The sequence below is a fragment of the Sphingomonas sp. genome (genome assembly GCF_019746665.1).
Classification (GTDB): domain Bacteria; phylum Pseudomonadota; class Alphaproteobacteria; order Sphingomonadales; family Sphingomonadaceae; genus Sphingomonas.
This window is the reverse complement of the sequence record NZ_JAIERS010000014.1, coordinates 19,795-45,967: the sequence shown is the minus strand read 5'-3', so window position 1 is coordinate 45,967 and position 26,173 is coordinate 19,795. Positions and strand designations below refer to the sequence as shown.

Here is a 26,173-nt window from a genome sequence, read left to right as displayed (position 1 = left end):
GATGGCGCGTTTCACCTTCCGCTTGCCCGATATCGGCGAGGGCATCGCCGAGGCCGAGATCGTCGCCTGGCACATCAACGTGGGCGACGAGGTCCGCGAGGATCAGCCGATCGCCGACATGATGACCGACAAGGCGACGGTCGAGATGGAAAGTCCGGTCACTGGCCGAGTGGTCGAACTGGCCGGCGAGGTCGGCGCGATGGTGCCGATCGGCGCGGCGCTGGTGGTGATCGAGGTCGCGGGCGAGGCGCCCGCCGAAGCCGAGGCGATCGCGGCGCCGGCGAGCGCCGAACAGGCCGAAGTCGCTGAACAGTATAAGGCCGAGAATCCCGACGCTCCCGCCCCCTCCAACGGAGTGGAGGAAACCGCATCTCTCGCGTCGCCGGCGGCCGAACCCTTCGTTCATCAGCCCGGTGGCGATGTTCCCGCGCCGCGCCTGGGCGCGGTGCGCCACGTTCTCGCCTCCCCCGCCGTCCGCGCCCGGGCGAAGGATCTCGGCGTCGATCTCGCGCTGGTGAAGGGTGAGGGCGATCGCGTCCGCCACGCCGATCTCGACGCCTATCTGCGCTACCAGTCGGGCCAGGGCTATCACTCCCCCCATGCGAGCCGCGCGCGCGATGATGCGGCCGTGAAGGTGATCGGCCTCAGGCGTCGTATCGCCGAGAATATGGCGGCGGCGAAACGCCACATCCCGCATTTCACTTATGTCGACGAGATCGACGTGACCGCGCTGGAGGCGATGCGCGCCGATCTGAACGGCGCGCGGGGGCAGCGCCCCAAGCTGACCATGCTGCCGCTGCTGATCGTCGCGATTTGCAAGACGCTGCCCGCCTTCCCGATGCTTAACGCCCGCTATGATGACGAAGCGGGGGTGGTGACGCGCTTTGGCCGCGTGCATCTCGGCATGGCGACGCAGACCGAGGCCGGGCTGATGGTGCCGGTGATCCGCGATGCGCAGGACAAGAATATCTGGCAGCTCGCCGCCGAGATTACCCGCCTGGCCGAGGCCGCGCGTACCGGCAAGGCCAAGTCGGAGGAACTGTCCGGCTCCACCCTCACCGTCACCTCGCTCGGGCCGCTCGGCGGAATCGCGACGACGCCGGTGATCAACCGCCCCGAAGTCGCGATCATCGGCCCCAACAAGATCGTCGAGCGCCCGGTGTTCCAGGGCGACGACATCGTCCGCGCCAAGCTGATGAACCTGTCGATCAGCTGCGACCACCGCGTGGTCGACGGTTGGGACGCCGCCAGCTTCGTCCAGGCGCTGAAGAAGCTGCTCGAAACCCCGGTGCTGCTGTTCGCCGATTGAGGCGGCACGGCGCTGGGCCTTCACTCTGCCCGGCGAGGCAATGGCCATGCACTTCGATCTGATCCAGTCGATGAGCCTCGCCGGGGACGATCTTACCCCGAACGACGATCGCGGGGGTAGCGCCGATGCGCTCGCGTGGGTGATCGATGGCGCGACCGATTTGGGCGAGCCCGGGCTCGTCGGCGCGCGCGGCGGCGCGGCGTGGCTCGCGCAAGAGGCTAATCTGGCCTTCGCCGCCGCCGGCGACGACACGATCGAGGCGATCTGCGACATGGTGGTGACGCGGGTTGCGCGGCGCTTCACCGCAGTGCGCCAGCGCGCGCCGCAGGGCGCGTGGGAGCTACCCTCGGCCAGCTTTCTCGCCGCGCAGGCGGTGCCCGGCGGCTTGCGTTTTGCTTGGGCTGGGGATTGTATGGCGCTGGTCAAGCGTGGCGATCGCGTCGAACGCGCCGGGCCGCGTGCCGATCGGCGCGACGATGAGGTCGCCCACGCGGCGGCCCTCGCGCCGCATGGGCTGGCGCGTAAGCAGCGTCCGGCGCCGATCCTCGCGAGCTTGCGCGAGCAGCGCGCCCGCCCGGGGCGCGCGGTCCTCGGTGTCGATCCGCAGGCCGTCGCGCCGCTGGCCTTCGCGACTTTGCCCGCCATGCCCGGGGATGAACTCGTGTTGATGACCGACGGTTTCGCCGCCTTGATCGACCAATATCGCGCCTTCGATCCCGCCAACCTGTTCGCCGCTCTCGCCGAGCAGGGGCTCGCGGGACTCGCCGGGCGGCTGCGCGCGATCGAGGGGGCGGATGCCGATTGCGCGCGCTACCCGCGGTTCAAGATTTCGGACGACGCCACCGCCCTGTGGCTGCGGTGCGCGGCATGAGCGTTACTCTCCCCACCCACGCCGAGCTGCTCGCCATGGTCGGCCCCGCGCGCGCCAAATGGGCGCACGCCCCGCGCCCGGTGCCCGAGCCGGTGGGGCCGGGCGAGGAATCGGTGTGGGACTATCCGCGCCCGCCGCTGGTTCGCCAGGGCAATGAGCATCTGCGCGTCCAGCACCATGCGCTGATCGTCGCCGACACGACATCGCCGGTCTGGGTGTGCGAGACCGCCGGCGCGCCGGTGCCCTATCTGGCGCCCGAGAGCCTGCGCGCGGAGCTGGTACCGACTGATTATGTCACGCTCTGCGAGTGGAAGGGCGCGGCGGTGCATTACGATCTCGTCACGCCCGCGGGGCGGGTGGTGGCGGCGGCGTATAGCTATCCCGATCCGCTCGACGATCTCGGGCGCGGCTTTGGCGCGATCGCGGGGCGGTTCGCTTTTTATCCCGCCAAGCTCGCTTGTTTCGTGAATGACGAGCGGGTTCAGCCGCAGCCGGGTGGCTATTATGGCGGCTGGGTGACGGCGCGGATCAAGGGACCGATCAAGGGCGCGCCCGGCACCGGCGCCTGGTAGCGCTGTCGCCTTTCGGGACGGCGTTTACCCTTTATCGCGCTTCCGTCCCGCGCCGCGCGGGGGGATAGCGGCGGGCGGAGGATTTATGCGTCCCTTGCCCCCGCTGATCGCCCTTGCCTTCGCCGCGCCGCTCGCCGCGCAGGAACCGCGCCCTTTCACCATCGCCGAGACCGGGCAGAGCTATGCCACGCTCGACCAGGCGCTGGAGGCGGCCAAGCCGCGCGGCGAGTTCACTTGGTCCACCATCGTCATCGCGCCGGGCCGCTATCGCCAGTGCGCGGTGCAGAATTGGGGCCGCACCGTGTTCAAGGCGCAGACCCCGGGGACGGTGGTGTTCGAGGGCACCGCTTGCGAGGGCAAGGCGGCATTCGTGCTGCGGGGTCGCGGGGCGGTAGTCGACGGGATCGTCTTTCGCGGCATCCGGGTAAGCGATGGCAACGGCGCCGGCATCCGCACCGAGATCGGCGACCTGACCGTCAGCAATTCGATGTTCCTTGATAGCCAGGAGGGTATTCTGGGCGGCGTTTCGGGCCCGCAGAAGATCGTGATCGATCATTCGACCTTCGCCGGCCTCGGCCAGTGCGACGAGACGCCCGATTGCGCCCATTCGATCTACCTCGCCAACCAGGGCCAGGTGACCGTCACCGCCAGCCGCTTCGAGCGGGGTCGCGGTGGCCATTATGTGAAGCTGCGTGTTCCCCGGGTCGAAATCAGCGGCAACAGCTTCGACGATACGCAGGGCGCCAAGACCAATTACATGATCGACCTCTCCGAAGGCGCGACCGGGACGATCAGCGGCAACACGATGGTACAGGGCCGCAACAAGGAGAATTGGACCGCGTTCATCAGCGTGGCGCCCGAGGCGCGTACTTATTCCTCGGCCGGGTTGCGGATCGAGGGGAACAGCGCGCGACTTTCGCCGGGAGAGACGCGCTCGCCCGCGTTCGTGGCGGACGCGAGCAAGCAGCGGCTCGCGATCGGCGCGAACACGCTCGGGCCTGGGGTGCGGCCGTATGAGGCGCGCTAGGGCCGGTTCGACAGCTGGACCGCGTTCCCGTCTGGATCGAAGCCGTCGCAGAGCTGCAGCGCGCCAAAGCTTTTGACCGGGCCGAATGACGCGGCGCCGCGCGCCACCAACATGGCCCGCATCACCGCCACATCCGCCGCGAAGAAGGCGAGTTTGATGGGTCCCTCGCCCATCTCCGCATCGGTCGCGTGCAAGGCAATTCGGGTGCCGCCCGCCTCGAAATCGACCCAGCCCTTGCTCGTTTCGATCACGGTGAGGCCGATCACGTCGCGATAGAAGCGTGTCATGCCCGCGAGATCGCGGGTGAAGATGATCGCGCGGCGCAGCGTCGGCGCGGTCATGGGCAGGTCGACCCGGCCCCCGCGTCGAGATCTAGGCAGCGGCCGTCGACTTCCGGCGCGCCCAGTTTCAGTCCGATCGTCGCCGCCAGAGTCGGCGCGATGTCGACCGTTTCCACCGGCAGCGGCTGTTCCATCGGCACCATGCCCTTGCGCCAGAACAGGATCGGCACCCGGCGATCATAGTCCCAGAACGACCCGTGCGTCGCGACATAGCCGCGCGTCGCATCGGGGATCGGGGTGATGTTCGGCTTCAGCGCGATCAGAAGGTCGCCCGAACGATCCGGGTTATAGCTCGCTTTGGCGCGCTCGATCAGGCTCCAGGCGGGCGGCGGCAGCGTGGCGGGGGTGGCGGCCAGGATCTCGGCGCGGCTGAACGCGGCGGCGACCTGCGGGTGAGCGCGGTAGAGCGCGAGCGCCTCGCGCGTCACCGCCGCCTTTTGCGCCGGGGTGAGCTTGGGGTCGATCCACACATCGCCCGAACCCGAATCGCCGAACAACACCTGTCCCGGCAGCTTGAGCTTGGCCGTGACGGCATCGCTGATCGCCTTGGTCGTCAGCTCGGGCGCGATCCGCGCGGCATTGGGGATCGCCTGCTCGCGCAGGCGTTCGGGCGCGTCATGTCCGCCATGATCGGCCGTGAGCACCACTTCATAGTCGATCCCCAGCGAATCGAGCTTGTCGAAGAAATCGCCCATCGTGTCGTCGAGCGCGGCGAGTTGCAGGCACATCTCGTTTCCGTTGGTGCCATAGGTGTGGCCGACATAATCGGTGGCGGAAGCGCCGACCGCGATCAGATCGGTCGTCTCCCCCTTGCCGAGCCGCATCTCCTCGATCAGCCCGGCCGCCAGGCTGAACACCATCCCATCGAACTCGGGCGAGGCGCGCAACGGGCGGGCATCGCCCGGCGCGCGCTGAAAGCGGCCAGTGCCGATCATCTTGCCCGCGCCGATGCTCACGGGGCGATCATGCGCGCGGCAGAAATCGGGCTCGTCGAGCGCTGGCTGGCCGGCGGCGACGCGCTCGACCGCGGCGGCGTTGGCGCGCTTCACCGCTTCGGGTTCGGCGCGGCCGGCATAGCTCGAAAACTTCTTGCCGTCCCACCACCAGAGCTGATCGACCTTGTGGCCGCCCATCATCACCGCCGCGCGGTCCTTCCCGGCGACCGAGACAATCCGCGCCGCCGGGTTCGCCGCCTTCATCCGCTCGCCGAGCGTCGGGACGAGCAGATGCTTGTCCGAAACGGTGTAGCTGGCGCTGGTGCTGCCGGGTACGCTCTCATCTTCGGCGCAATAGACGGTCTTGTCGGCGCGGGCCGTCTTCAGATCGGTCCAGCTGTTGGCAATGATGCCGGTGCGCGCGGGGTGCATGCCGGTGAGGATCGTCGAATGGCCCGGGCAGGTCTCGGTCGCGGCGTGGCTTTGATAGCCCGCCGGGAATACTGCCCCCTCCAGCAGCCGCTTGAAGCCGCCGGTGAAGCGGTTGCGATATTTCGCGAACAGATCGGCGGAGAATTGATCGACCGAGATCGTCACGATCAGCCTGGGCGCCGGGCGTGGCGCGGGCGCAGTGGCGGGCGCCGCTTCCTGCGCGAGCGCGGCGGGCGTAACCAGCGCGAGCAAGCTCGCGAAAGCAATTGCGTGCTTCATCGGCTTTTCTCCTTCTTGGCGCCGGTGAAAAGGGCTAACGGACGGCGGACATGCGGCGCTTAGGTTTCGTGATCGTGACGATGCTGCTCTGGCTCGGCCTTGCCGTGCCGGCAATGGCGCAATCGCCCGATCCTTATGCCAAGGGGCCGCATATCGCCATCACCCTCACCGCAGAAAGCACGGCGCCCGCGCCGGGCGGGACGGTGACGATCGCCTATGACGCTGTGCCGCAGCCTGGCTGGCATGGTTATTGGCAGAATCCCGGCGATGCGGGGTTTCCGGCCAAGCTTATCTGGACGCTGCCCCCGGGAGTGACGGCGGACGCGCCGCGCTATCCGGTGCCAACCACGTTGCTGATCGGCGAGGGGGCGGACGCGCTGCAAAATTATGTGTTCGACCAGCGCTTTACCCCGTTGATCGATCTGCACCTTCCGCCCGATCTCGCGCCGGGGACCAAGCTGCCGATCCGGCTGAAGGCGAGCTATCTCGTCTGCACCGATCAGATTTGCGTGCCCGAAAAGGCCGATCTCGCGCTCGATCTGGTGGTGGGGGACGGGGCGATCACGCCCGAGGCGCGCGCGCGCTTCGACGCATTCCGCCAGGCGCTGCCCAAGCCGCTCGGCGCCGCCGCCACTTATCAACGCGATGCCAAGGGGTTGCGGCTCGCAATCCCTTATCCCGCCGGCGCGCCGCTGAGCGACGCCTATTTCTTCGCGACCACCCCCAACCGCGTCGCCTATAACGCATCGCAGAAAGTAACGCGCGACGGCGATCGGCTGATCCTGGAGACACAAGCCTCCAAGCCCGTCGATGGCCCGATCGAGGGCGTGCTGCGGATCGGCAAGGCGCAAGGACTGCTGCTGCGCGCCGAGCCAGGGGTGGTGCCGGTGCCGGTGGGGCAGGCGCCGATGGCGGCGTGGCTGCCGGCGGCGCTGCTCGCGCTAGGCGGGGCGCTCCTTGGTGGGCTGATCCTGAACGTGATGCCCTGTGTCTTCCCGATCCTGAGCCTGAAAGCACTGCAGCTCGCGCGCGGCGGCGTGGATGAGGGCGAGGCGCGGCGCGAGGCCCTCGCTTATACCGCCGGGGTGCTGAGCGTGATCGTCGGCCTGGGCGCGGCGATCCTGGCCCTGCGCGCGGGCGGCACCGCGGTCGGCTGGGCGTTCCAGTTGCAGAACCCGGGCGTCGTCGCGGTGCTGTTGCTGCTGGTTGCGGCGCTCACCCTGAACCTCGCCGGGCTGTTCGAGATTCCCACCCCCCGTTTCGTCGATTCGGCGAGCGGGGCGAGCGGCGCGTTCGCGACCGGCGCGCTTGCGGCGATCATCGCGACGCCGTGCACCGGGCCGTTCATGGGCGCGGCGCTCGGCGCGGCGCTGGTGCTCCCCTGGTATGCCGGGCTGGGCGTGTTCGCCGGGCTCGGCCTTGGGCTGGCGCTGCCGTTCCTGGCGATCGGCTTTGTGCCCGCGTTGCGCCGCGCGCTGCCCAAGCCCGGCGCGTGGATGGCGCATTTCCGCCATTTCCTGGCGCTGCCGATGGGCCTGACCGCGGTGTGGCTTGCCTGGGTGCTGGGCGGCGAGGCGGGGGTCGATGGCATGGCGATCGGGCTGGCGGGCATCGTCGGGATCGCCGCCGTGCTGTTCCTGGTGGGCGAGCGCCAGCGGCGTGGTCTGGGCGCCGGACTGATCGCCCTAGTGGCACTCGCCGCGGTGACGGGCGCGACCGCCTGGGCGGTTAAGCCGCAGGCCAAGGCGGCATCCACGAGCACGGGTGCCCAGCCTTTCAGCGAGGAGGCGCTCGCCACGCTGCGCGCCAATCGCAAGCCGGTATTCGTCTATTTCACCGCCGACTGGTGCCTGACGTGCAAGGTGAACGAGCGCGTCGCGATCGACACGGACCCCGTTCAAGCCGCCTTCGCCAAGCACGGCGTCAGCACCCTGGTGGGGGACTGGACCAGCGGCGACGCCAAGCTCGGCCGCTTCATCGAGGCGCATAACCGCGCCGGGGTGCCGCTCTACCTCTATTACGCGGTCGGCGCGCGCGAGCCCGAGGTGCTGCCCCAGGTGCTGACCCCCGATCTGTTGATCGCCAAGGCAGGCAGCTGAGCCTTTTCTTTAACCGCCAACGCCTTATATCAAGGGCTGCCGGTTCGTCCGGCTATGGCGATAAACTGCGGCGTGAAATAGACGCAGCGGACCCGGGGGCAGTACCCGGCGGCTCCACCAAAACCGCTCGGCAGCGAGCGGGTTTGACGGGGCCGAACCAGGATCGACGTGTGTTGAAAGGCGCTGTTTTCGCTCGGAATGGGACCACCGCAACGGCCCATCACACAAGTGCCAACGATAACGAGGCGCTCGCGATTGCGGCCTAACCCAAGACTTCACGGTCTAGGTTAGTTTGACAAAAGCGCGGTTGGGGCCGCACCGGGCAACAGAAGCGGATTCCGGCGGTACGGGGAGCACCGAGCAACAGAAGCTCCCCACTTTCATTGCCAGCCCAAGGCTTTGCGCGCATCACGCGGCGATGCCGACGATCGCGCTGCTGCTCGCCTCCAACTTCTTCATGACGACCGCCTGGTACTGGCATCTGAAGGCGGGTGCCGGGGTGCCGATAGTGCGGGTGATCGCGATTAGCTGGGGGTTGGCGCTGATCGAATATTGCTTCGCCGTGCCAGCAAATCGCCTCGGCTATGCGCATGGCTGGAGCGCGTCGCAGCTCAAGATCGCGCAGGAGGCAATCTCGCTACTGGTGTTCGCCGGCTTCGCCGCGTTCGTGCTGGGCGAGCCGCTCGGCTGGCGCCACGCGGCGGCGTTCGTGCTGATCATGGGGGCGGTCGCGCTGCTGGTGTGGAAGTGAGCGGAGGCCGTCATCCCGCCTTCGTCACGGGTCCCGCTGCCCTTCACCCTTGCCGAGCAGCGGGATCGTGGCGCAAGGCCGGGGGGACGCAATGAGGTCATCGGAAGCGAGGGGTATGAACCCGGTTTACGCCAAGCTCGGCACCACGATTTTCGAAGCGATGTCCGCCCGCGCCCGGGCGACGGGGGCGGTCAATCTCGGCCAGGGCTTTCCCGATGGGCGCGGGCCGGAGGATGTGCTGCAGGCCGCCGCCGAGGCGTTGCTGACCGGCTCCAACCAATATCCGCCGATGCTGGGCGTTCCGGCGCTGCGCGCGGCGGTGGCGGCGCATTACCGCGCACATCAGGGGCTCGATCTCACGCCGGAGGAAGTGATCGTGACCTCGGGCGCGACCGAAGCGCTGGCGGCGGCGCTCCTCGCCCTGATTTCGCCGGGCGACGAGGTGATCCTGTTCCAGCCGATGTACGACGCCTATCTCCCGCTCGTCGAGCGCGCGGGGGGCGTCGCGCGCTTCGTCCGGCTCGAGCCGCCCGAATGGCGCATCACCCGCGAAGCGCTGGAGGCGGCCGCCACCCCGCGCACGCGGCTGATCCTGTTCAACGATCCGCTCAACCCGAGCGCGAGCGTCGCCAGCGCCGAGGAGCGCCGGCTGCTGGCGGCATTCTGCCAGGAGCGCGACTTGATCGCGATCTGCGACGAGGTGTGGGAGCATGTCCGGTTCGACGGTGCGCCGCACCAGTCGCTGATGGCCGAGCCCGGGATGCGCGCGCGGACGGTGAAGATCGGCTCGGCGGGCAAGATTTTCTCGCTCACCGGCTGGAAGGTGGGCTGGATGTGCGCCGATCCGGCGCTTGGCGGTGCGCTCGCCAAGGCGCACCAGTTCCTAACCTTCACCACCCCGCCCAATCTGCAGGCCGCCGCCGCCCATGGGCTGGGCAAGGAACGCGCTTATTTCGACGGGATGCGCGCCGATTTCGCCCGCGCGCGCGATCGGCTCGCGGCGGGGCTCACCACGCTTGGCTATCGGGTGCTGCCGAGCCACGGCACTTATTTCCTGTCGATCGACCTGCCTGAGAGCGGCATCGCGATGGATGACGTCAGCTATTGCCGCTGGCTGGTGGAGGAAGCGGGCGTGGCGGCGATCCCGGTCTCGGCGTTCTACGCGGAGGATGCGGTGACCCGCGTGGTGCGGCTGTGCTTCGCCAAGCAGGACGCAACGATCAACGCCGCGCTGGAGCGGTTTGAAAAGCGGCCTTAAGGCTGGCCAAGTCGCCCGCCAGAGCAACTCAGACCACCTCGCCCCGGTCCCCGAGCCGGGGCTTGGCTTCTTGTTCTTCCGCCGCAAGGCAGCCAGGCCCCGGCTTTCGCCGGGGCGACGTGCATGAGTGCTGTTTGTGATCAAACTGAGCCGGAGTTCACCGTAAAGCGCCTCTCCTGCAAGGGAGTTTTGGGTCGGATCGTCCCCCGGACGATCCTTGACCGTGCGGGGCACGGTCAACCCAAAACTGGGACCGCCCACAGGGCGGTGGAGGGGTATCGCCCTCTATTCGCCGGGGACACCCCTCCGTCAGTCGCTGAGGCGAATGCCACCTCCCCTTACAGGGGAGGCGCTTGCTACCGGAACCACCGCCGGGCCACGAAGAACAGCGTAATCCCCACCGCCAGCACCACGCACACCGCGACCACCCCGTCAAACGCCCAGGGACGTTCGGCATAGGGGATGCCCTTCACATTCATCCCCAGCAGCCCGGTGAGGAAAGTGAGCGGCAGGAACACCATCGCGACGATCGAGATGATCAGCGCGCGCGCGTCGATTTGTTCGGCGCGGAGGTCGGTGAGCGCTTCGTGCGTCAGGGCGGCGCGTTCGCGGATCGCCTCCAGCTCTTCGGCCATGCGCGCGGCGCGATCGGCGGCGGCGACCAGGTGCAGCCGGTCGTCATCGCGCAGCCAGCCGACCGGCAGCGCCGCCAGCTTTTCCAGCGTCGCGCGCTGCGGGCTCAGGAAGCGGCGATAGCCGATCGCCTGGCTGCGCACGCGCGTCACGGTGCGGCGCAGCTCGAACACCATCCCCGGATCGAGCATCGCTTCGCAATCGTCGAGCTGATCGCCCAGATCGGCGACATCGGGATCGAGCTCCTCGGTGATCGCCACCGCGAACTCGGCGATCAGATCGCCCGGATCATGAACCTTGCCCGCCTTCACCAGGTCGCACACCAGCTTTACCGCCGTGAGCGGCCGGCGGGTGACCGAGATCACCCGCCCCGCCGTCGCCCAGATGCGGACCGAGGCGAGCGGATCGGACATCGGCATCGCGTCGCTCGATCGGCCGCGCAGGTTGAGCAGGGCGCCCTCGCCAATCTGGTCGCAGCGCGGGCGGGTTTCGGCGGCGATCAGCGATTCGACGATATAGTCCGGCAGCCCCGCGTCGCCGCGCAGCCAGGCCTCGGCTTCTTCGTTCGAACTGGTGAGGTGAATCCACACCAATTCACCCGACTCGGTCACCGCCTGCTTGGGCGCGAGCGCGGTGACGCGGGCGCCGCAGACGCAAAAGGCGAAGCCGCTCATGGCGCGTAATCCACGAACACGGAGAGGCCCGGCAAATCATTGTCGGGCGCGGTATCGGCCAGGATGCGTTCGGCATCGGCGCGGGCGCGGTCGAGGATCGCCGCCGGCACGCGCGCGGTGTGATACACGCGGTCGGCAAGCGCGAGGTGGCGCGCGCGGCGCAGCGTCAGATCGTCGGGGTCGGGCGACGTAAGGCGCATCGTGAACAGGTCGCGCCCTGGCCCCGCGACATAATCGTCTAGCCAGAAATCGACGTCCGCCGCGATCCCCAGCGGATCGAGTTGTCCGCCCGGGGCGAGCGCGGCGCCGAGCGCGCGGCGGCGCTCGGCAGGGTCCGGGAAGCGCGCGCGCAGTTTCGCGCGGGCGCCGCTGAGCGCGTCGGCGAGCTTCCCGAGCGAACTCGGCAGCAATGCCTCCAGCCGTTGGCGCAATGCGGCGGCTAGCCCCGCCGAAGCGCCGCCGGTGCCGATCGCGACCAGCACCGGCGCGCGATCGACGATCGCGGGCAGGGTGTAATCGCACAAGGCCGGGCGATCGACGACGTTCACCAGCAGGCCTTGTGCTTTCAGCGCGTGCGCGGCCGCTTCGGCTTCCGCTGCATCCTCGATCGCGACGATCGCGAGCCGCGCCGCGTCCGCCTCTTCCACGATCACCGCCCCGGCGCGGTCGAGCAGCCGGCGCTTGGCCTCGGCCGCCTCGCCTTGCCCAAGCAGCACCACCGGCCGCCCGGCTAGCCGGACGAAGATCGGCAGGCTGTGCAGGCTCACAGCCATTCGGGCACGCGCTCGGCGGCGAGGATCGTCGCGGGGGCGATGCGATCGGCGACCACCGCGTAGCGATCGCCCGACACCAGCACCTCGGGCACCAGCGCGCGGCTGTTATAGGTGGAGGCCATCGTCGCGCCGTAAGCGCCCGCGGTGCGGAATACGGCGAGGTCGCCGCGCGCCACCGCGTCGATCTCGCGCGCGACGGCGAAGGTGTCGCCGCTTTCGCACACCGGGCCGGCGATGTTGGCGGTCATCCGTGCGCCGCTCGGGGCGACGGCGGCGAAATCGTGCCAGGCGTCGTAGAGCGCGGGGCGGGCGAGGTCGTTCATCGCCGCATCGACGATCACATGCGGATGGACCACCCCCGGCTTCACCCACAGCACCCGCGTGAGCAGCACTCCGGCATTGCCGACGATCACCCGCCCGGGCTCGAACATCAGCGTCACGCCCCAATCGGCGGTGACGCGCGCGACCATCGCGCCAAGCTCGGCAGGGCTGGGATAAGCGTCCCCCGCGCGGTAGGGCACGCCCAGCCCGCCACCCAGATCGACATGGCTGATCGCATGGCCCGCCGCGCGCAGCTGCGCCACCAGCGCGCCGATCCGGCGGTAGGCGGCCTCGAGCGGCTCGAGCGTCTGCAGCTGGCTGCCGATATGGATCGCGACCCCGCGCAGCGCCAGCCCCGGGCGCCCGGCGAGCCGCGCGAAGATCGCCGGGGCTTGATCGATCGGCACGCCGAACTTGTTCTCGGCCTTGCCGGTCGAAATTTTGGCGTGGGTGCGGGCATCGACATCGGGGTTCACCCGCAGCACCGCCTGCGCGACCTGGCCGCGCGCGGCGGCGAGTTCCGCGAGGACGGCGCCTTCTTCCTCCAGCTCGATGTTGAACTGACCAATGCCGGCGTCGAGCCCGGCTTCAAGCTCGTCACGGCGCTTGCCGACGCCCGAGAAGACGATGTCGGCCGGCGCCATCCCCGCCGCCAGCGCGCGCGCGAGTTCCCCGCCGGAGACGATGTCCGCGCCATAGCCCGCCTGCGCCAGCACCCGCAGCACGGCGAGATTGGGGTTGGCCTTCACCGCGAACGCCAGGTGCGCGCCCGGCACGGCGGTCAGCCCCGCGTGAAACACCTCGGCGTGGCGCCGAAGCGTCGCGGTCGAATAGACATAGACGGGCGTGCCGACTTCCTCGGCGATGCGCGCCAGCGGCACGTCCTCGCACCACAGGGCGCCGTCGCGATAGGTGAAATGGTCCAAGATGGGGGTCCTGTACTCGTCCCTTAACCTCTTCCCCGGCGAAAGCCGGGGCCCAGCTGCCGGACGGTGGCGGGCCGAGGGCGACGAAGCTGTCGAGGCGCGACTAGGCCCCGGCCTTCGCCGGGGAAGGTTGGAAGGATCATGGCAGGGTGCATCGCGACGTCAATTCGGCGGCAGGTCGAACTCGTCCTGCCGGCGCGCTTCGGAGGTTTTGAGCAACTCGTTCGAGCGCTGCGGCCGTGCCTGGGGCGCGGGGGTCAGCAGCTCGGCGGGCGTGGGTTGCGCCTGCGCGCCATAGGGCGCGACCGGCAGCGCCTTGCCCTCCAGCGGGCGCACGCCATTATTGGTGCCGCACCCGGCAAGGCTCAGCGCGATCAGCAGCAGCGCGCGTTTCATGCTTCTTCTCCCGCCCGTGCCGCCTTCGCCGCGGCGATCGCTTCGCGCACCCGAACCGGCGCGGTGCCGCCGAAACTGGTGCGGCTCGCGACCGAGGCGTCAACGCTCAGCACCGCATAGACCCGCTCGTCGATGCGCGAGTCAATCGCCCGCAGCGACCCGATGTCGAGCTGATCGAGCCGCACGCCTTGCGCTTCCGCCAGCTTCACCGCGCGGCCGGTGACGTGATGCGCCTCACGAAACGGCAGGCCGCCCTCGCGGACCAGCCAGTCGGCGAGGTCGGTCGCGGTCGCGAAGCCCGATTCGGCCAGCGCGCGCATCCGATCGGTGCGGAAGGTGGCGCTTCGCACCATCCCGGTCATCGCCGCGATCGACAGGCCGAGCAGGTCGTGCGCTTCGAACACCGGCGGCTTATCATCCTGCATGTCCTTGGAATAAGCGAGCGGTAGGCCCTTCATCGTCATGGTGAGCGCCATCATGCACCCGGCGATCCGCCCGCTATGCCCGCGCACCAGCTCGGCGGCGTCGGGATTGCGCTTTTGCGGCATGATCGAGCTGCCGGTCGACCATTGATCGCTCAAGGCGACGAAGCCGAAGGGCTGCGACGCCCAGTTGATGAACTCCTCGGCCAGACGCGACAGGTGCAGCGCGCACTGGGTTGCCGCCATCAGATAATCGAGCGCGAAATCGCGGTCCGACACCGAATCGAGCGAATTGCGCGTCGGGCGATCGAAGCCCAGCGCCGCCGCGGTCGCGTGGCGATCGATCGGGAAGCCCGTGCCGGCGAGCGCGGCGGCGCCCAGCGGGCACTCGTTCAGGCGCGCGCGGGCGTCGGCGAAGCGGCGGCGGTCGCGCGCGATCATCTCATGATAGGCCATCAGATGGTGGCCCAGCGTCACCGGCTGCGCGCTCTGCAGATGGGTGAAGCCGGGCATCACGCTGTCGGCATGGTCCTCGGCGCGGGCGATCAGCGCGTCCTGCAGCCCACCGAGCGCCATCGCGACCTGATCGATCGCGTCGCGCACCCATAGCCGGAAATCGGTCGCGACCTGGTCGTTACGCGAGCGCGCGGTGTGCAGCCGGCCCGCGACCGTGCCGATCTTCTCGGCGAGCCGCGCCTCGGTGAGCATGTGAATGTCCTCGAGCGCCAGGTCCTCGGGGACGCCATGCGCCGCGTAATCGGCGCCGACCGCTTCCAGCCCGGCGTCGATCGCGGCGGCATCTTCCGTGCCGATAATGCCCTGTTTGGCGAGCATCGCCGCATGCGCCCGGCTGGCGCGCAAGTCCTGCCGCCACAGTCGCTTGTCGAAGGGGATCGAGGCGTTTATCTCGCGCATCACCGCGGCGGGCCCCTCGGCGAAGCGGCCGCCCCACATGGCATTGGAGCTTTCGGTGTCGCGCTTGATCTTCTGTCTCCCGATCCTGCTGCTCGGCGCGTGCGATAGGCAATCCGCGCCCCAGTCACAAGCGTCCGAGGTCACCATCACCAACTCGGCTGAAATGCCCGCTGGCGCGAAGCCCGTGGCGAAAATGGCGGCCGGCGCGATTGACCGCAGCCATAAGGGGCAGGGGCTGCCGACCTATGCGGTGCAGGACGCGAAGGGCGCTTATGTGCCGCTCAACAGCTTCCTGGGGCGGCCGATGCTGCTCAATCTCTGGGCGACGTGGTGCGCGCCGTGTGTGAAGGAATTGCCCCAGCTCGATACGCTCGCCGGCAAGGCGCCCGGCGGCCTGCGCGTGATCGCGGTGAGCCAGGATCTCGAAGGGCTCGCCAAGGTGAAGCCGTTCCTGGAGGCGCGCGGCATCAAGAACCTGCCGCCGCTCTACGACGATCAGGCCAAGATCAGCGGCGGCATGGGGGTCAACCTGCCAACGACGATCCTCTATGATTCGCAGGGCAATGAGGTGTGGCGCACCTCGGGCGAGCGCGACTGGACGAGCGCCGAAACGGCGAAGCTCCTCGCCGAAGCACGTTGAGCGCCGCCCGGCCCGCCTTCGCCGACGATCTGGGCGAAGCGCTCGCCGAGGCCGAACGCCTGCTGCGCCGCGCGGTCGCCGATCGCCGGAGCCCTTGGCGAACGCTGCAACTGGCGAGCATCGCCGCCGATGGCGCGCCCGATGTCCGCACGCTGGTGCTGCGCGCCTTCGACCCGGATGCGCGACGACTGCGGCTCCACACCGATCGCCGTAGCGCGAAGATCGCCGAACTCGCCGCCGATCCGCGCGTCATGGTTCATGGTTATGATCCGGGGGCGAAGCTGCAGCTACGGCTGGCGGGCGAGGCGACGGTGCTGACCGGCGCCGACACCCGCGCCGCCTGGCTCGCCAGCGCGCCGCAGGCACGCGCCTGCTACGCCATTCAGCCGGCGCCGGGCAGCGTCGTCGCGACGCCGCCGCCCGCGCCCTTGCTCTCGCCCGGGGCGGAAGATCAATTCGCTGTGCTGATCGTGCGCTATCACAGCCTTGACTGGCTCTGGCTGAGCGCCGAGGGCCACCGTCGCGCGCGGTTCGACTGGTCGAGCGGCACGTTGGTGGCGCACTGGCTGGTGCCGTGAAGATAAAAACTTCGGGGGAAGAGCGATCTTCCCCCGAAAGACCGTTCGGCGATTAGCGCGGAGTAGGCGTGCTGCTGGAGCTGGATGAGCCCGTGCTGCCGGTGGTTCCGGCGCTACCCGTGGTCCCGGTGGTTCCCGTGGTTCCGGTCGTGCCGCTCATCGGATCGGTGGTGGTGCCCGACGCGGTGCCCTTGGGGTCGGAAGCCGTGCCCTGCCCAGTGGTCGATCCATAAGCATCGGTGCCGGACGTGCTTTGGTTGCCGGTACCGCTGCTCGTCCCGTTCGGGTCGTTGTAGTTGCCACCCGAGGTGCTGCTGCCCGAGCCCGTGCCGTGCTTGCCGCGCTTGGCCTTGCCGCGACCGCGCTGATCGTCCGACTGGCTGCTCATCGTGCCGCTGGTGCTGCTACCCGAACTCGCGCCGGTCTGATCGCTGCTGGTCGAACCGGTGGAGCCCGTCGAACCCGTCGAGCCCGCACCGCCCGTGGTCTGGGCAATCGCCGCGCCGCTCACCAGGCCCGCGGCGGCCAGGGCGACCAAAATCTTGCTACGCATCATCATTCTCCTGTGAATCGTGCCACGCCAGTTCGTCGGGAGTGACGTGGGAAGAAGCGCGCCAGCGGCGGCTTTGTTCTTCCGTTCATCGCAGAGAAAAACGGTTCGTCGGTTGTAAACGCAGGATGAACGCCATCGAAAGCTGATGTTCATCTTGATGAACATCAGGTCCGATCGAAATGACATCAGCCGTTATTCGGCGGCGAGTGCCTGTTCAGCGCTTTCCTGTGCCTGGCGGTTCCACATTTCCGCGTAAAGCCCGCCAAGCCGCAGCAGCGCGGCGTGGGTGCCGCGTTCGCGCACCACGCCGCCGTCGAGCACGACGATCTCGTCGGCATTGACCACGGTCGACAGACGGTGAGCGATTACGATCGTCGTCCGCCGCGCGCTGATCGCCTCGAGCGTTGCCTGGATTTCGGCCTCGGTGCGGCTGTCGAGCGCGCTGGTTGCCTCGTCGAGCAGCAAGATCGGCGGGTTCTTGAGCAGGGTGCGCGCGATCGCGACGCGTTGCTTCTCGCCGCCCGACAGCTTCAGCCCGCGCTCGCCAACGCGCGCGTCATAGCCGCCGGGCTGGCGGGCGATGAAATCGGCGATCGCCGCGCCGCGCGCCGCCTGCTCGATCTCCGCGAGCGCGGCGCCCTCGCGGCCATAGCCGATATTATAGCCGATCGTGTCGTTGAACAGCACCGTGTCCTGCGGAACGATGCCGATTGCCGCGCGCAGCGTCTCTTGCTGCACTTGGGCGATGTCCTGCCCGTCGATGGTGATCCGCCCGGCATTTACATCGTAAAAACGGAACAACAGCCGCGCCAGCGTCGACTTGCCCGCGCCCGAAGGGCCGACGACCGCGAGGGTGTGGCCGGCGGGCACGTCGAGATCGATGCCCTTCAAAATCGGGCGCGCCGGATCATAAGCGAAGTGGACTCCTTCGAACCGCACATGCCCCGCGCGCACCATCAAAGCCGGCGCGCCGGGGGCGTCGGTGATCTCGGCAGGGGCGTCGATCAGGTCGAACATCGCCGCCATGTCGACCACCCCCTGCCGCACGGTGCGATAGACCATGCCGAGCAAATCGAGCGGGCGGAATAACTGCGCGAGCAATGTCGAGACCAGCACGACACTGCCCGCGTCGAACCGCCCGTCGCGCCAGCCGAAGATCACGATGCCCAGGCCAATCGCCATCATCGCGTTGGTGATGAAGCTCTGCCCGATATTGAGCCAGGCGAGCGAGGTTTCGTTCTTCACCGCCGCGCGGGCATAGGCCGCCATCGCCCGGTCGTACCGCGCCGCCTCGCGGCTTTCGGCGTTGAAATATTTGACCGTCTCGAAGTTCAGCAGCGAATCGACCGCATGCGCGACGGCGCCGGTATCGAGATCATTGAGCTGCGCGCGCAAGGCATTGCGCCAATCGGTGACAACGCGGGTGAACCAGATGTAGCTGCCGACCATCGCCAGCGTCGCGATCACCAGCCAGGCGCCGAAGCGGCTGCCGAAAATCTGCAGCACCAGCACCAATTCCAGCACCGTCGGCGCGATGTTGAACAGCAGGAAATAGAGCATCGTGTCGATGCTCTTGGTGCCGCGCTCGACCACCTTGGAAACGGCGCCCGTGCGGCGTTCGAGGTGGAACCGCAGCGACAGCTGGTGGAGATGGCTGAAGACGTTGACCGCCAATGCCCGCGTCGCTTCCTGCCCGACGCGCTCAAACACCGCGTTGCGCAGATTGTCGAACAACACGCTGCCGAAGCGCGCCGCCGCATAGCCGAGCGCGAGCGCGGCGATCAGCACGAAGGCGCCGCGCTCGCCCCGCGCCATGCCATCGACCACGCCCGCCAGCGCGAACGGCGCGCCATAGACCTGCACCAGCTTCGAACCGATCACGAGCAGCAGCGCGACGATGATGCGCAGCCGCAAGCCCGGATGATCGCGCGGCCACAGATAGGGGAGGAAACGGGCGAGCGTCGGCAGCAGCGGCGGTTCGGCGCGGGTCGGGGTGTCGGGTGGCATTGCCCCTGATGTAGGGCGTCGGGGGCCGCCGCAAAAGCGGTTGAAACATTTGGCAAGGCCCCCACGTTCTACCCGCCGCATGGAGACGACGGATGGGCCCATTTTATTATGTGATGGCGATCCTCGGTTGCGGCGATGATGGCGCCGCCTGTGTCGAGCAACGCCTGGAAACAACGCGCTATGCCTCGATCGAGGCGTGCCAGCAGGCGATGCCGATCGCGCTGCAACGCCACGCAGACCTCGACTATCCGGTGGTGAGCGCCACCTGTCGCGCGGCGGGCATCCATATGGCCAATGTGGGCGGTGCCGATTTGCGGCGAGCCGTGCGCCGCGGCGGCTGACCACCACGCGCCGATCTGCTATCATCATGGCTCAGGGAGGCGGTGATGGTTCGCATGGTTTTGGCGCTCTTGGCGGGCGCCGTGTTGGCGTTCGCGGTGATCGTCGGGATCGAGGCGGTATCGGCGCAATTCTTCCCGATCCCGGCCAATTTCGCGAACATGGACAGCGTCGATCAGGGCGAGGTGATGGACGAGTTGCCCTTCGCCGCCAAGGCGCTGGCGTTGCTCGGCTGGGGCCTGGGAAGCGCGGTCGGCGCGTTCGCGGTCCGCGCGATCGCGGGGCCGGGGCGGCTCGGCGGGGTGATTGTCGCCTTGGTGATCGCGGGCGGGTTGGTGACGGTGTTCACCATTCCCCACCCCTTGTGGATGCGGCTCGGCGCGGTGCTCGCCCCGCTCGCCGGCGGCTGGATCGCGGCGCGGGTGCCGGTGCCGTCGCTCGCGCTGCCTTGGGGACGGCGCGCGGCGGGATAGAGGCTGGCGTCGCTAGAGCCTCGGCCTTTCCCAAAGCGCCGGCCCTCCAATCGGCGGATAGAGCCGTTCCCGCTGCCGCGCCTGATGCCAGGCGCTATAGATCGCCCCGATCTTCTCTCCGCGCGAGGTGCCCACCCGCTGGGTGAGCGCGCCCGCGCCAAGCGTCGCCACCTTGCGGCCGATATCGCCATAGATGCGCGCCGCCGCCAGCACCGCCCAGGCGGCGCGGAACGGGAGCGCCGGGGTGCCGTGGCGCGCGCGCGCCTCGAACTGCGCCGCGCGGTCGGTCAGGCGGCGGACGAGCGGCACGAGGCGCGCGGGATCGGCCAGCAACGCCTCGCGGGCGATACCGGCCTCGGCGAGCCAGTCACCCGGCAGATAGCAACGGCCGACGCTCGCATCCTCGGCCACGTCGCGGGCGATGTTCGCCAGCTGGAAGGCGAGCCCCAGCTCGCAGGCGTGGTCGAGCGTGGTTTCGTCGCTGGGCGAAACCCCCATCACCACCGCCATCATGCAGCCGACGACGCCGGCCACTTGATAGCAATAATCGAGCAGTTCGGCTTCGGTCGCGGGGCGCCACTCGGCCGCGTCGCGCGCGAAGCCGGCGAGGTGGTGGCGCGCGAAGCCCGCCGGCAGCCCGGTCTCGGCGGCGACGACGCGCAAGGCATCGAACGGCATCTCACCCGTCTCGCGCCCCGCAAGCGCGGCTTCGGTGAGCGCGGTCAGCCGGGCGAGGCGGGCGGGGGCGTCGTCGATCCGGGTCATGCCATGGCCGTGATCCTGCCCGTCGGCGAGATCGTCGCACGCGCGGCACCAAGCATAGAGCAGCCAGGCACGCTCGCGCATCTTGGGCGCGAACAAATGGCTGGCGGCCGCGAAGCTTTTCGAGCCGCGCGCGATCGAGGCGCGCGCCGCCGCGACCAGCTCGGCACGGGTCACAGGTCGGCCGCGCCGATCTGCTGGATCGTCTTCACCGGCTCGGCGGCCGCCATCTTGGCGAGCAGCGCGTCGATCGTCTCGCTCACGATCAGGATGTTCGCGTGGTGCGCGCGGATGAAGCCGACCTCGATCATCTTGGCATTGAAGGCGAGGAGCCCGTCATAAAAGCCCGCGACGTTGAGCAGCCCGACCGGCTTGGCGTGATAGCCGAGCTGCGCCCAGCTGAGCGCTTCCCACAATTCGTCCATCGTGCCGGTGCCGCCGGGCAGCGTGACGAACCCGTCCGAGAGATCGGTAAAGGCTTGCTTGCGCTCGTGCATCGTCCGGCAGACGTGAAGCTCGGTCAGCCCGCGGTGCGCGACCTCGGCATCGACCAAGGCCTGGGGCATGATGCCGATCACTTCGCCGCCCGCGGCAAGCGCTGCATCCGCGACCGCGCCCATCAACCCCAGCCGCCCGCCACCATAGACGAGGCCGATGCCCCGCTCGGCGAACGTGCGCCCGACGAGGCGGGCGGTTTCGATGTACACCGGATCGGCCGGCGTGGCCGAGCCGCAATAGACGGCGAGACGGTTCATATAGTCCTCGTAAATCCTCCCCTGCGATAGCGGGGGAGGGGGACCATTCGCGATAGCGAATGGTGGAGGGGGCTTGCGCAACGATCGCTCAACGCCCCCCGCCCCTCCACCATCGCTACGCGATGGTCCCCCTCCCCAAGCCAAGCTTGGGGAGGATTGCAAGTTAGCGCGCCCCCTCCAGCATCAGCCTTGCGGTCGCCTTGGCGCTCCCGACCACGCCCGGGATCCCCGCCCCCGGATGGGTGCCGGCGCCGACGAAGAACAGGTTCGGGATATGATCGTCGCGGTTATGCGCGCGGAAATAGGCCGATTGCAGCAGCACCGGCTCCAGGCTGAAGGCGCTCCCCAGATGCGCGTTCAGGTCCGCCGAGAAATCGCTCGGCGCATAGTGGAACTTGGTCACGATCCGATCGTGAATGTCGGGGATCAGCCGGCGCCCCACCTCGTCGAGGATGCGCTTTTCGAGGATCGGGCCGACTTCCTTCCAGTCGACCGGGAACTTGCCCTGATGCGGCACGGGGGCAAGCGCGTAGAAGGTCGAATGCCCCTCGGGCGCCATCGACGGATCGGTGACCGTCGGGTGGTGGAGGTACAGCGAGAAATCCTCCGCCAGCACGCCGTGGCGGTAGATGTCGTCGAGCAGCCCCTTATAGCGCGGCCCGAACAGGATCATGTGGTGCGGGATGCCGGGCCAGGTGCCCTTCACCCCGAAATGAACCACGAACAGCGACGGGCTGTAGCTCTTGCGTTCGAGCGAAGCGCGGGTGCGCTGCGCGCTGCGCGAGCCCTTCAGCAGATCGCGATAGCTGTGCATGATATCGGCGTTGCTCGCCACCATGTCGCAGTCGAGATGCCAGCCGCTCTGCGTCGTCACGCCGGTCGCGCGGTCGCCGAGCGTGTCGATGCTCGCCACCGGATCGGCGAGGCGGAGCGTGCCGCCCAGCCGCTCGAAATGCTTCACCATCCCGGCGATCAGCCGGTTGGTGCCGCCCATCGCGAACCAGACGCCGCCATCCTTTTCCAGCTTGTGGATCAAGGCGTAGATCGCGCTCGTCGTCATCGGATTGCCGCCGACGAGCAGGGTGTGGAACGACAACGCCTCGCGCAATTTCTCGTTCTTCACGAAGCTCGAGACGATCGAATAGACGCTGCGCCACGCCTGATATTTGGCGAGCGCGGGCGCCGCCTTGATCATCGTCGCGAAATCGAGGAACGCGACATGGCCGAGCTTTTCATAGCCCTCGCGATAGACCCCGGCCGAATATTCGAGGAAGCGGCGATAGCCGTCGACATCGGCGGGATCGAGCTTGGCGATCTCGGCCGCCAGTTGCGGTTCGTCGTTGGAATAATCGAAATTGGTGCCGTCGGGCCAGTTCAGCCGGTAGAAGGGCATGACGGGCTTCAGCGTCACATCCTCATCCATCTCGCGGCCGGAAAGCGCCCACAGCTCGCGCAGGCAATCGGGATCGGTGATGACGGTGGGGCCGGCGTCGAACACGAAGCCGTCCTTCTCCCACACATAAGCGCGCCCGCCGGGCTTGTCGCGCGCTTCGATGATCGTCGTCTCGATGCCCGCCGATTGCAGCCGGATCGCGAGCGCGAGCCCGCCAAAGCCGGCGCCGATGACCGCCGCGCGCTTCATCGCAGCGCCTTCGCGGCGGCGGAGAGCTTGACGGGCGGTTTGCCCATCAGGATGCGCGCTTGGTCGAACATGGTCGTTTGTCCTGCATAGAAACGCCCAACAAGGGCGGGGTTGAGGCGATAGAAATGCTGGAGCACGCGGTAGCGCTCTTGCGGCTCGGCGGCGCGGTAGAGCATCCGGTCGAGCAGGCGGTAGAAGCCGCGCTTGGCCCAGGTGGTGCTCGCGAAGCCGTGGAGCAGATCGTGGAGGCCGTCCGCCGATAAGTCGCTCGCGCGTGCGATCAGGCTCGCCGTGCGCACCGCGTCGGGCAGCGAATAGCCGGTGGTCGGGTGGAACAGCCCGGCGCGCATCCCGGCCTTGGGGAGCTTGGCGCCGCCGCTTTTCCAATAGCCTTCGAAATCACCGCCAAGCGCGACCGGCAGCGCGCCCTGCTCCTCGCGCACCACCTGCCCGGCCGTCCAGCCGCCGGCGGTGCGATACGCCTCGATCCGCTCGACGATGGGATCGGCGTTGCCGCCAGGCGCGGGACGGTAGAGGTCCGGCGTGTCGCTGTAATAAGTATCCTCGATGAACAGCCGCGTCGGCGAGAAGGGCAGGACATAGACGAAGCGATAGCCGTCGATCTGCGGCACGGTCGCGTCCATCACGATCGGGCGCTCGACGCCGTGCGGTTCGGCAAGCTGATAGTCGCGCCCGACGAATTTCTGCCAGCCGAGTTCGAGCTGCGAGAGGTCAGCCGCGCCGCGCGCGTCGATCACGCCCGCCGCCTCGATCCGGTCGCCGCTCCCCAGCACCACCGCGCGGGGGGAGACGCCGAGCACGCGCTCGCCCAGCAGCAGCGCCTGGGGCGGCAGCGCCGCGCGCACCAGCGCGTCGAGCCGGGTACTTTCGATCGAATAGTAAGCGGTGTCGAAGCTGCGATTATAGGCGGGAAACTTGATGTCGTACGCGTTCCAGCCGTGGCAGACGAGCGGGGCGACGATCCAGCGATCGGCATCGGCGATGTCGCTCGCGAAGAACGACCAGAGGTGATTGCCGCCGATATTGGGGCCGGCTTCGATCAGCCGCACATCGAGATCGGGGCGCTTCTTCTTCAGCGCGAGCGCGATCAGCCCACCGGCGAGCCCGCCGCCGACAATCGCCAGATCGCATCGGATGGTGCTCGCCATAACCCCTCGCCTAGCCGATCCTTGCGCGCTGGCAAGCCGCCAATCGGTTCACCGGCGTACCGTGCCCAGCCCTTTGAGCGCGGCGAAGGGGCTGTTGGCCTGCGCCGCCTCCTCTTCGCTCAGCACCCCGGCATCGCGTAGCACCTGCGCCGCGGCGGGGCTGCGCGGGAAGGGATCGAGCGCGAGCGCGAACGTTTCCGCCGCCGCCTCGCCCAGATCGATCGCCCCGCCCGCATAGCCGATCGTGTCGAGCGCGTCGCCTTCGATCTCGATCTCCTCGCCCGCGCCAAGCTGATCCTCGGGCACGAAGCGCAGCGCGACCATCTCGTCGATCGCGGCAGGCACGGGATCGCCGGTAACGACGCAATGCTGCGTCACCGCGCCGCGCACCTGGCCTGTGGCGGTGATCCCCGCCGCCTCGCGTCGCACCTCGAAATCGGCGCTCAGCGCGTCGAGCGCGGCGAGGCCGAAGCGCTGGGCGAGCGCGGCGCGCTCATCCGGCGTCGCTTCGATCGCCACACGCCGCGCGCGCTCCCCGATCGTGTCGATCCGTTCCGGGCGGGAGAATTCGGGGGCTACCATCGGCCTGCCTCGATCGCCTCGAGCGGGGCGGCGGCGAGTCGCGTGGCGAGCGCCTCCAGCTTTGCTACGCTATGCGCGAGCGCGGGGCGCGCCGGATGCGCGCCGCCGTACAGGTTGCGCACCAGCGCCGCCTCGAACTCGGTGGTGCCGAAGCTGTCGCGGAACGCCCCCAGCCGCCCGCCGAGCAGGCTGACGAGCTTGCCCATCTTCGCCGCGACCCCGGTGTCACCCACCCCGTCCTGGCGGAGCTGGCCCTCCATGTCGTCGATGAAGCGTTCGGTGAGCTGCACCCCCAGCTGCATCGCCGCCGATTCGCGCTCCAGCCGCAGCAGCACGAAGCTCAGCACCGTCGCGATCATGTTGAAGCGGCCGGTCACGCTATCGGCAACGCCGCCCTGGGCATACCAATGCGGCTGGCGCCCCTCGGCGACCACCGCCGCATAGAGTCCATCGGCCGGCAGAGCTGCCGGTGCGGTGCCCAGAAATCGTGCCAGAAAAGCCTTCATCGCGCTCCCTTGCCCCTCCATCCAAGGCCGCATATTGAGCCTGGGCGGGCCGGTTGCAATCGGCGCGCGCGAAAGGAAGTTCGAATGCGCGTGATTTCGGGGCCGCGGGCGCGGCTGGTGGTGCTGCTCGCGGGCGCCGCGCTGGCGATGGGGGGCTGCACCCGGCTGCGCGGGCATCAGGGCTATGTGCTCGACCCCGATCTGGTGAACTCGGTGCAGGCCGGAGTCGACAATCGCAATTCAGTCGCGCGGGTGCTCGGCCAGCCGACCTTCACGAGCCAGTTCGGCCAGGGTGAATGGTACTACGTCTCCCGCGACACGCGCTATTTCGCCTATAACCGGCCGCACCCCGTCGGCCAGACGGTGCTGCGCATCCGCTTCGACGACAAGGGCGTGGTGCGCGGCGTGGAGCGCACCGGGCTCGAGCAGGTCGCGAAGATCACGCCGTTCCGAAAGACGACCCCGACGCTCGGCCGCCAGCGCAGCTTCTTCAAGGACCTGTTCGGCAATATCGGCGCGGTCGGCGCGCCGATCGGCGGTGGGCCGCAGCAGGGCGGTGGCCGCAACGGGCCGTAGGCTTGTTACACTTGGCGACAACCCTGTCGCTTGGCTGACCGCTTGGTTCGCCGCCGGTTCAGCGCGGCTTGGCTATCCCCAAGGCTATCGGCGGCTTCCGCCCGCCGGAGTTGAAGGGAGAAACGTCATGCGCAAATTGATGACCCTGGGGCTGATCGCCGCGACGCTGATGCCGGCGGCGGCGAGCGCCCAGTCGTGGGGCGAAATCCGCCGCGACCAGCGCGATCTGCGCCAGGAGCAGCGCGAGCTCGACCGTGCCTATCGCTCGGGCAACCCCTATCGCATCCAGGAGGAACGCCGCGACGTGCGGCAGGCCCGCCAGGAACTGCGCGAGGATTATCGCGACCGCGCCTGGGGCCGCGACGATTGGCGTGACTGGCGCCGCGACCACCGCGACGTTTATGCGCGCGGCCGCTGGGATGCGCCCTTCCGCTACCAGGCGTTCCGCCCGGGCGTGCGGATCGCGCCCGGTTATTGGGGCGGCCGCTATTACATCGCCGATCCGTGGCGCTATCACCTGCCGCCCGCGCGCCCCTGGCAGCGCTGGGTCCGCCATTATGACGATGTGCTGCTGATCGACACGCGGCGCGGCGTGGTGGTCGACGTCTATCGCGGCTTCTTCTTCTGATCGAGCGGCGGGAAGGGCGATGCGCCTTT

Annotated in this window: 28 protein-coding genes and 1 other RNA gene; 14 read left to right on the top strand and 15 right to left on the bottom strand. The window is 68.7% G+C overall.

The features are described from left to right. Position 1: 1 nt before the first annotated feature. From K2X73_RS10265 to K2X73_RS10250, 4 genes are all read left to right on the top strand, one after another. On the top strand, positions 2–1,309 hold the full coding sequence (locus tag K2X73_RS10265; RefSeq protein WP_294110539.1) for a dihydrolipoamide acetyltransferase family protein: 1,308 nt from the start codon (positions 2–4) through the stop codon (positions 1,307–1,309). A 46-nt stretch (positions 1,310–1,355) separates the two neighbouring features. After that, the gene (locus K2X73_RS10260; protein ID WP_294110537.1) at positions 1,356–2,180 is read left to right on the top strand and encodes a protein phosphatase 2C domain-containing protein; all 825 of its coding nucleotides are present in this window, start codon (positions 1,356–1,358) and stop codon (positions 2,178–2,180) included. Next, positions 2,177–2,752 (top strand): DUF427 domain-containing protein, encoded by a 576-nt coding sequence (locus K2X73_RS10255; protein ID WP_294110535.1) that lies wholly within the window; start codon positions 2,177–2,179, stop codon positions 2,750–2,752. The genes K2X73_RS10260 and K2X73_RS10255 overlap by 4 nt, the downstream gene beginning before the upstream one ends. 85 nt (positions 2,753–2,837) lie before the next feature. Next, positions 2,838–3,779: a right-handed parallel beta-helix repeat-containing protein gene (locus K2X73_RS10250; protein WP_294110533.1), complete on the top strand. Its 942-nt coding sequence runs from the start codon at positions 2,838–2,840 to the stop codon at positions 3,777–3,779. Here the strand turns inward: K2X73_RS10250 and K2X73_RS10245 are convergent. Further along, a complete protein-coding gene (locus tag K2X73_RS10245) occupies positions 3,776–4,120 on the bottom strand; it encodes a VOC family protein (RefSeq protein WP_294110532.1) in 345 nt (114 codons plus the stop codon). The genes K2X73_RS10250 and K2X73_RS10245 overlap by 4 nt on opposite strands. Then, a complete protein-coding gene (locus K2X73_RS10240; RefSeq protein ID WP_294110531.1) occupies positions 4,117–5,766 on the bottom strand; it encodes an alkaline phosphatase family protein in 1,650 nt (549 codons plus the stop codon). The genes K2X73_RS10245 and K2X73_RS10240 overlap by 4 nt, the downstream gene beginning before the upstream one ends. Positions 5,767–5,816: 50 nt before the next feature. On the opposite strand from K2X73_RS10240, the gene K2X73_RS10235 reads away from it, so the two are divergent. The 4 genes from K2X73_RS10235 (at position 5,817) to K2X73_RS10220 (ending at position 9,874) form a co-directional block, all read left to right on the top strand. Next, positions 5,817–7,865 (top strand): thioredoxin family protein, encoded by a 2,049-nt coding sequence (locus tag K2X73_RS10235; RefSeq protein ID WP_294110529.1) that lies wholly within the window; start codon positions 5,817–5,819, stop codon positions 7,863–7,865. After that, positions 7,865–8,206, top strand: a transfer-messenger RNA (tmRNA) gene (gene ssrA / locus K2X73_RS10230). Before K2X73_RS10235 ends, ssrA begins: the two co-directional genes overlap by 1 nt. A 77-nt stretch (positions 8,207–8,283) precedes the next feature. After that, entirely contained in the window at positions 8,284–8,616 is a 333-nt protein-coding gene (locus K2X73_RS10225) for a DMT family protein (protein ID WP_294110527.1), read from the top strand. 115 nt (positions 8,617–8,731) lie between these two features. Further along, the gene (locus K2X73_RS10220; protein WP_294110525.1) at positions 8,732–9,874 is read left to right on the top strand and encodes an aminotransferase; all 1,143 of its coding nucleotides are present in this window, start codon (positions 8,732–8,734) and stop codon (positions 9,872–9,874) included. A gap of 356 nt (positions 9,875–10,230) precedes the next feature. Here the strand turns inward: K2X73_RS10220 and K2X73_RS10215 are convergent, their stop codons facing one another. The 5 genes from K2X73_RS10215 to argH form a co-directional block, all read right to left on the bottom strand. Then, positions 10,231–11,181: a CorA family divalent cation transporter gene (locus tag K2X73_RS10215; RefSeq protein WP_294110523.1), complete on the bottom strand. Its 951-nt coding sequence runs from the start codon at positions 11,179–11,181 to the stop codon at positions 10,231–10,233. Then, positions 11,178–11,954 carry an NAD(P)-dependent oxidoreductase gene (locus tag K2X73_RS10210; protein WP_294110521.1) on the bottom strand — a complete coding sequence of 259 codons (777 nt, stop codon included), beginning with the start codon at positions 11,952–11,954 and terminating at the stop codon, positions 11,178–11,180. Before K2X73_RS10210 ends, K2X73_RS10215 begins: the two co-directional genes overlap by 4 nt. After that, positions 11,945–13,201, bottom strand: a complete 1,257-nt coding sequence (gene lysA / locus K2X73_RS10205; RefSeq protein ID WP_294110519.1) for a diaminopimelate decarboxylase — start codon at positions 13,199–13,201, stop codon at positions 11,945–11,947. Before lysA ends, K2X73_RS10210 begins: the two co-directional genes overlap by 10 nt. A 162-nt stretch (positions 13,202–13,363) precedes the next feature. Continuing rightward, entirely contained in the window at positions 13,364–13,597 is a 234-nt protein-coding gene (locus K2X73_RS10200) for a hypothetical protein (protein WP_294110517.1), read from the bottom strand. Continuing rightward, positions 13,594–14,973: an argininosuccinate lyase gene (gene argH, locus K2X73_RS10195; protein ID WP_294110515.1), complete on the bottom strand. Its 1,380-nt coding sequence runs from the start codon at positions 14,971–14,973 to the stop codon at positions 13,594–13,596. Before argH ends, K2X73_RS10200 begins: the two co-directional genes overlap by 4 nt. Before the next feature lie 16 nt (positions 14,974–14,989). Between argH and K2X73_RS10190 the strand changes: the two genes are divergently transcribed. Both K2X73_RS10190 and K2X73_RS10185 read left to right on the top strand, forming a co-directional pair. Further along, positions 14,990–15,574, top strand: a complete 585-nt coding sequence (locus K2X73_RS10190; RefSeq protein WP_294110513.1) for a TlpA disulfide reductase family protein — start codon at positions 14,990–14,992, stop codon at positions 15,572–15,574. Next, positions 15,571–16,152, top strand: a complete 582-nt coding sequence (locus tag K2X73_RS10185) for a pyridoxamine 5'-phosphate oxidase family protein (protein WP_294110511.1) — start codon at positions 15,571–15,573, stop codon at positions 16,150–16,152. The genes K2X73_RS10190 and K2X73_RS10185 overlap by 4 nt, the downstream gene beginning before the upstream one ends. Before the next feature lie 52 nt (positions 16,153–16,204). Here the strand turns inward: K2X73_RS10185 and K2X73_RS10180 are convergent, their stop codons facing one another. Next, the gene (locus K2X73_RS10180; protein WP_294110510.1) at positions 16,205–16,870 is read right to left on the bottom strand and encodes a hypothetical protein; all 666 of its coding nucleotides are present in this window, start codon (positions 16,868–16,870) and stop codon (positions 16,205–16,207) included. A gap of 27 nt (positions 16,871–16,897) precedes the next feature. After that, a complete protein-coding gene (locus tag K2X73_RS10175; protein WP_294110508.1) occupies positions 16,898–18,712 on the bottom strand; it encodes an ABC transporter ATP-binding protein/permease in 1,815 nt (604 codons plus the stop codon). Positions 18,713–18,804: 92 nt separating this feature from the next. Here K2X73_RS10175 and K2X73_RS10170 point away from each other — a divergent pair, with 92 nt between their 5' ends. After that, a complete protein-coding gene (locus K2X73_RS10170; protein ID WP_294110507.1) occupies positions 18,805–19,053 on the top strand; it encodes a hypothetical protein in 249 nt (82 codons plus the stop codon). Between the two features lie 45 nt (positions 19,054–19,098). Continuing rightward, positions 19,099–19,524, top strand: a complete 426-nt coding sequence (locus K2X73_RS10165) for a hypothetical protein (protein ID WP_294110506.1) — start codon at positions 19,099–19,101, stop codon at positions 19,522–19,524. A gap of 12 nt (positions 19,525–19,536) precedes the next feature. On the opposite strand, the gene K2X73_RS10160 is transcribed toward K2X73_RS10165, so the two are convergent. From K2X73_RS10160 to K2X73_RS10135, 6 genes are all read right to left on the bottom strand, one after another. After that, positions 19,537–20,463, bottom strand: a complete 927-nt coding sequence (locus tag K2X73_RS10160) for a phytoene/squalene synthase family protein (RefSeq protein WP_294110504.1) — start codon at positions 20,461–20,463, stop codon at positions 19,537–19,539. Continuing rightward, positions 20,460–21,041, bottom strand: coding sequence for a TIGR00730 family Rossman fold protein (locus tag K2X73_RS10155; RefSeq protein ID WP_294110502.1), 582 nt, complete (start codon positions 21,039–21,041; stop codon positions 20,460–20,462). The genes K2X73_RS10160 and K2X73_RS10155 overlap by 4 nt, the downstream gene beginning before the upstream one ends. Before the next feature lie 163 nt (positions 21,042–21,204). Further along, on the bottom strand, positions 21,205–22,683 hold the full coding sequence (locus K2X73_RS10150; RefSeq protein WP_294110500.1) for a phytoene desaturase: 1,479 nt from the start codon (positions 22,681–22,683) through the stop codon (positions 21,205–21,207). Further along, entirely contained in the window at positions 22,680–23,852 is a 1,173-nt protein-coding gene (gene crtY, locus K2X73_RS10145; protein WP_294110499.1) for a lycopene beta-cyclase CrtY, read from the bottom strand. The genes K2X73_RS10150 and crtY overlap by 4 nt, the downstream gene beginning before the upstream one ends. A gap of 48 nt (positions 23,853–23,900) precedes the next feature. After that, the gene (locus K2X73_RS10140; RefSeq protein WP_294110497.1) at positions 23,901–24,434 is read right to left on the bottom strand and encodes a DUF177 domain-containing protein; all 534 of its coding nucleotides are present in this window, start codon (positions 24,432–24,434) and stop codon (positions 23,901–23,903) included. Further along, positions 24,428–24,940 carry a ubiquinol-cytochrome C chaperone family protein gene (locus tag K2X73_RS10135; protein WP_294110495.1) on the bottom strand — a complete coding sequence of 171 codons (513 nt, stop codon included), beginning with the start codon at positions 24,938–24,940 and terminating at the stop codon, positions 24,428–24,430. The genes K2X73_RS10140 and K2X73_RS10135 overlap by 7 nt, the downstream gene beginning before the upstream one ends. An 84-nt stretch (positions 24,941–25,024) precedes the next feature. Between K2X73_RS10135 and bamE the strand changes: the two genes are divergently transcribed. Next, the gene (gene bamE, locus K2X73_RS10130; protein WP_294110493.1) at positions 25,025–25,516 is read left to right on the top strand and encodes an outer membrane protein assembly factor BamE; all 492 of its coding nucleotides are present in this window, start codon (positions 25,025–25,027) and stop codon (positions 25,514–25,516) included. A gap of 127 nt (positions 25,517–25,643) precedes the next feature. After that, a complete protein-coding gene (locus K2X73_RS10125) occupies positions 25,644–26,144 on the top strand; it encodes an RcnB family protein (RefSeq protein ID WP_294110491.1) in 501 nt (166 codons plus the stop codon). Positions 26,145–26,173: the final 29 nt, after the last annotated feature.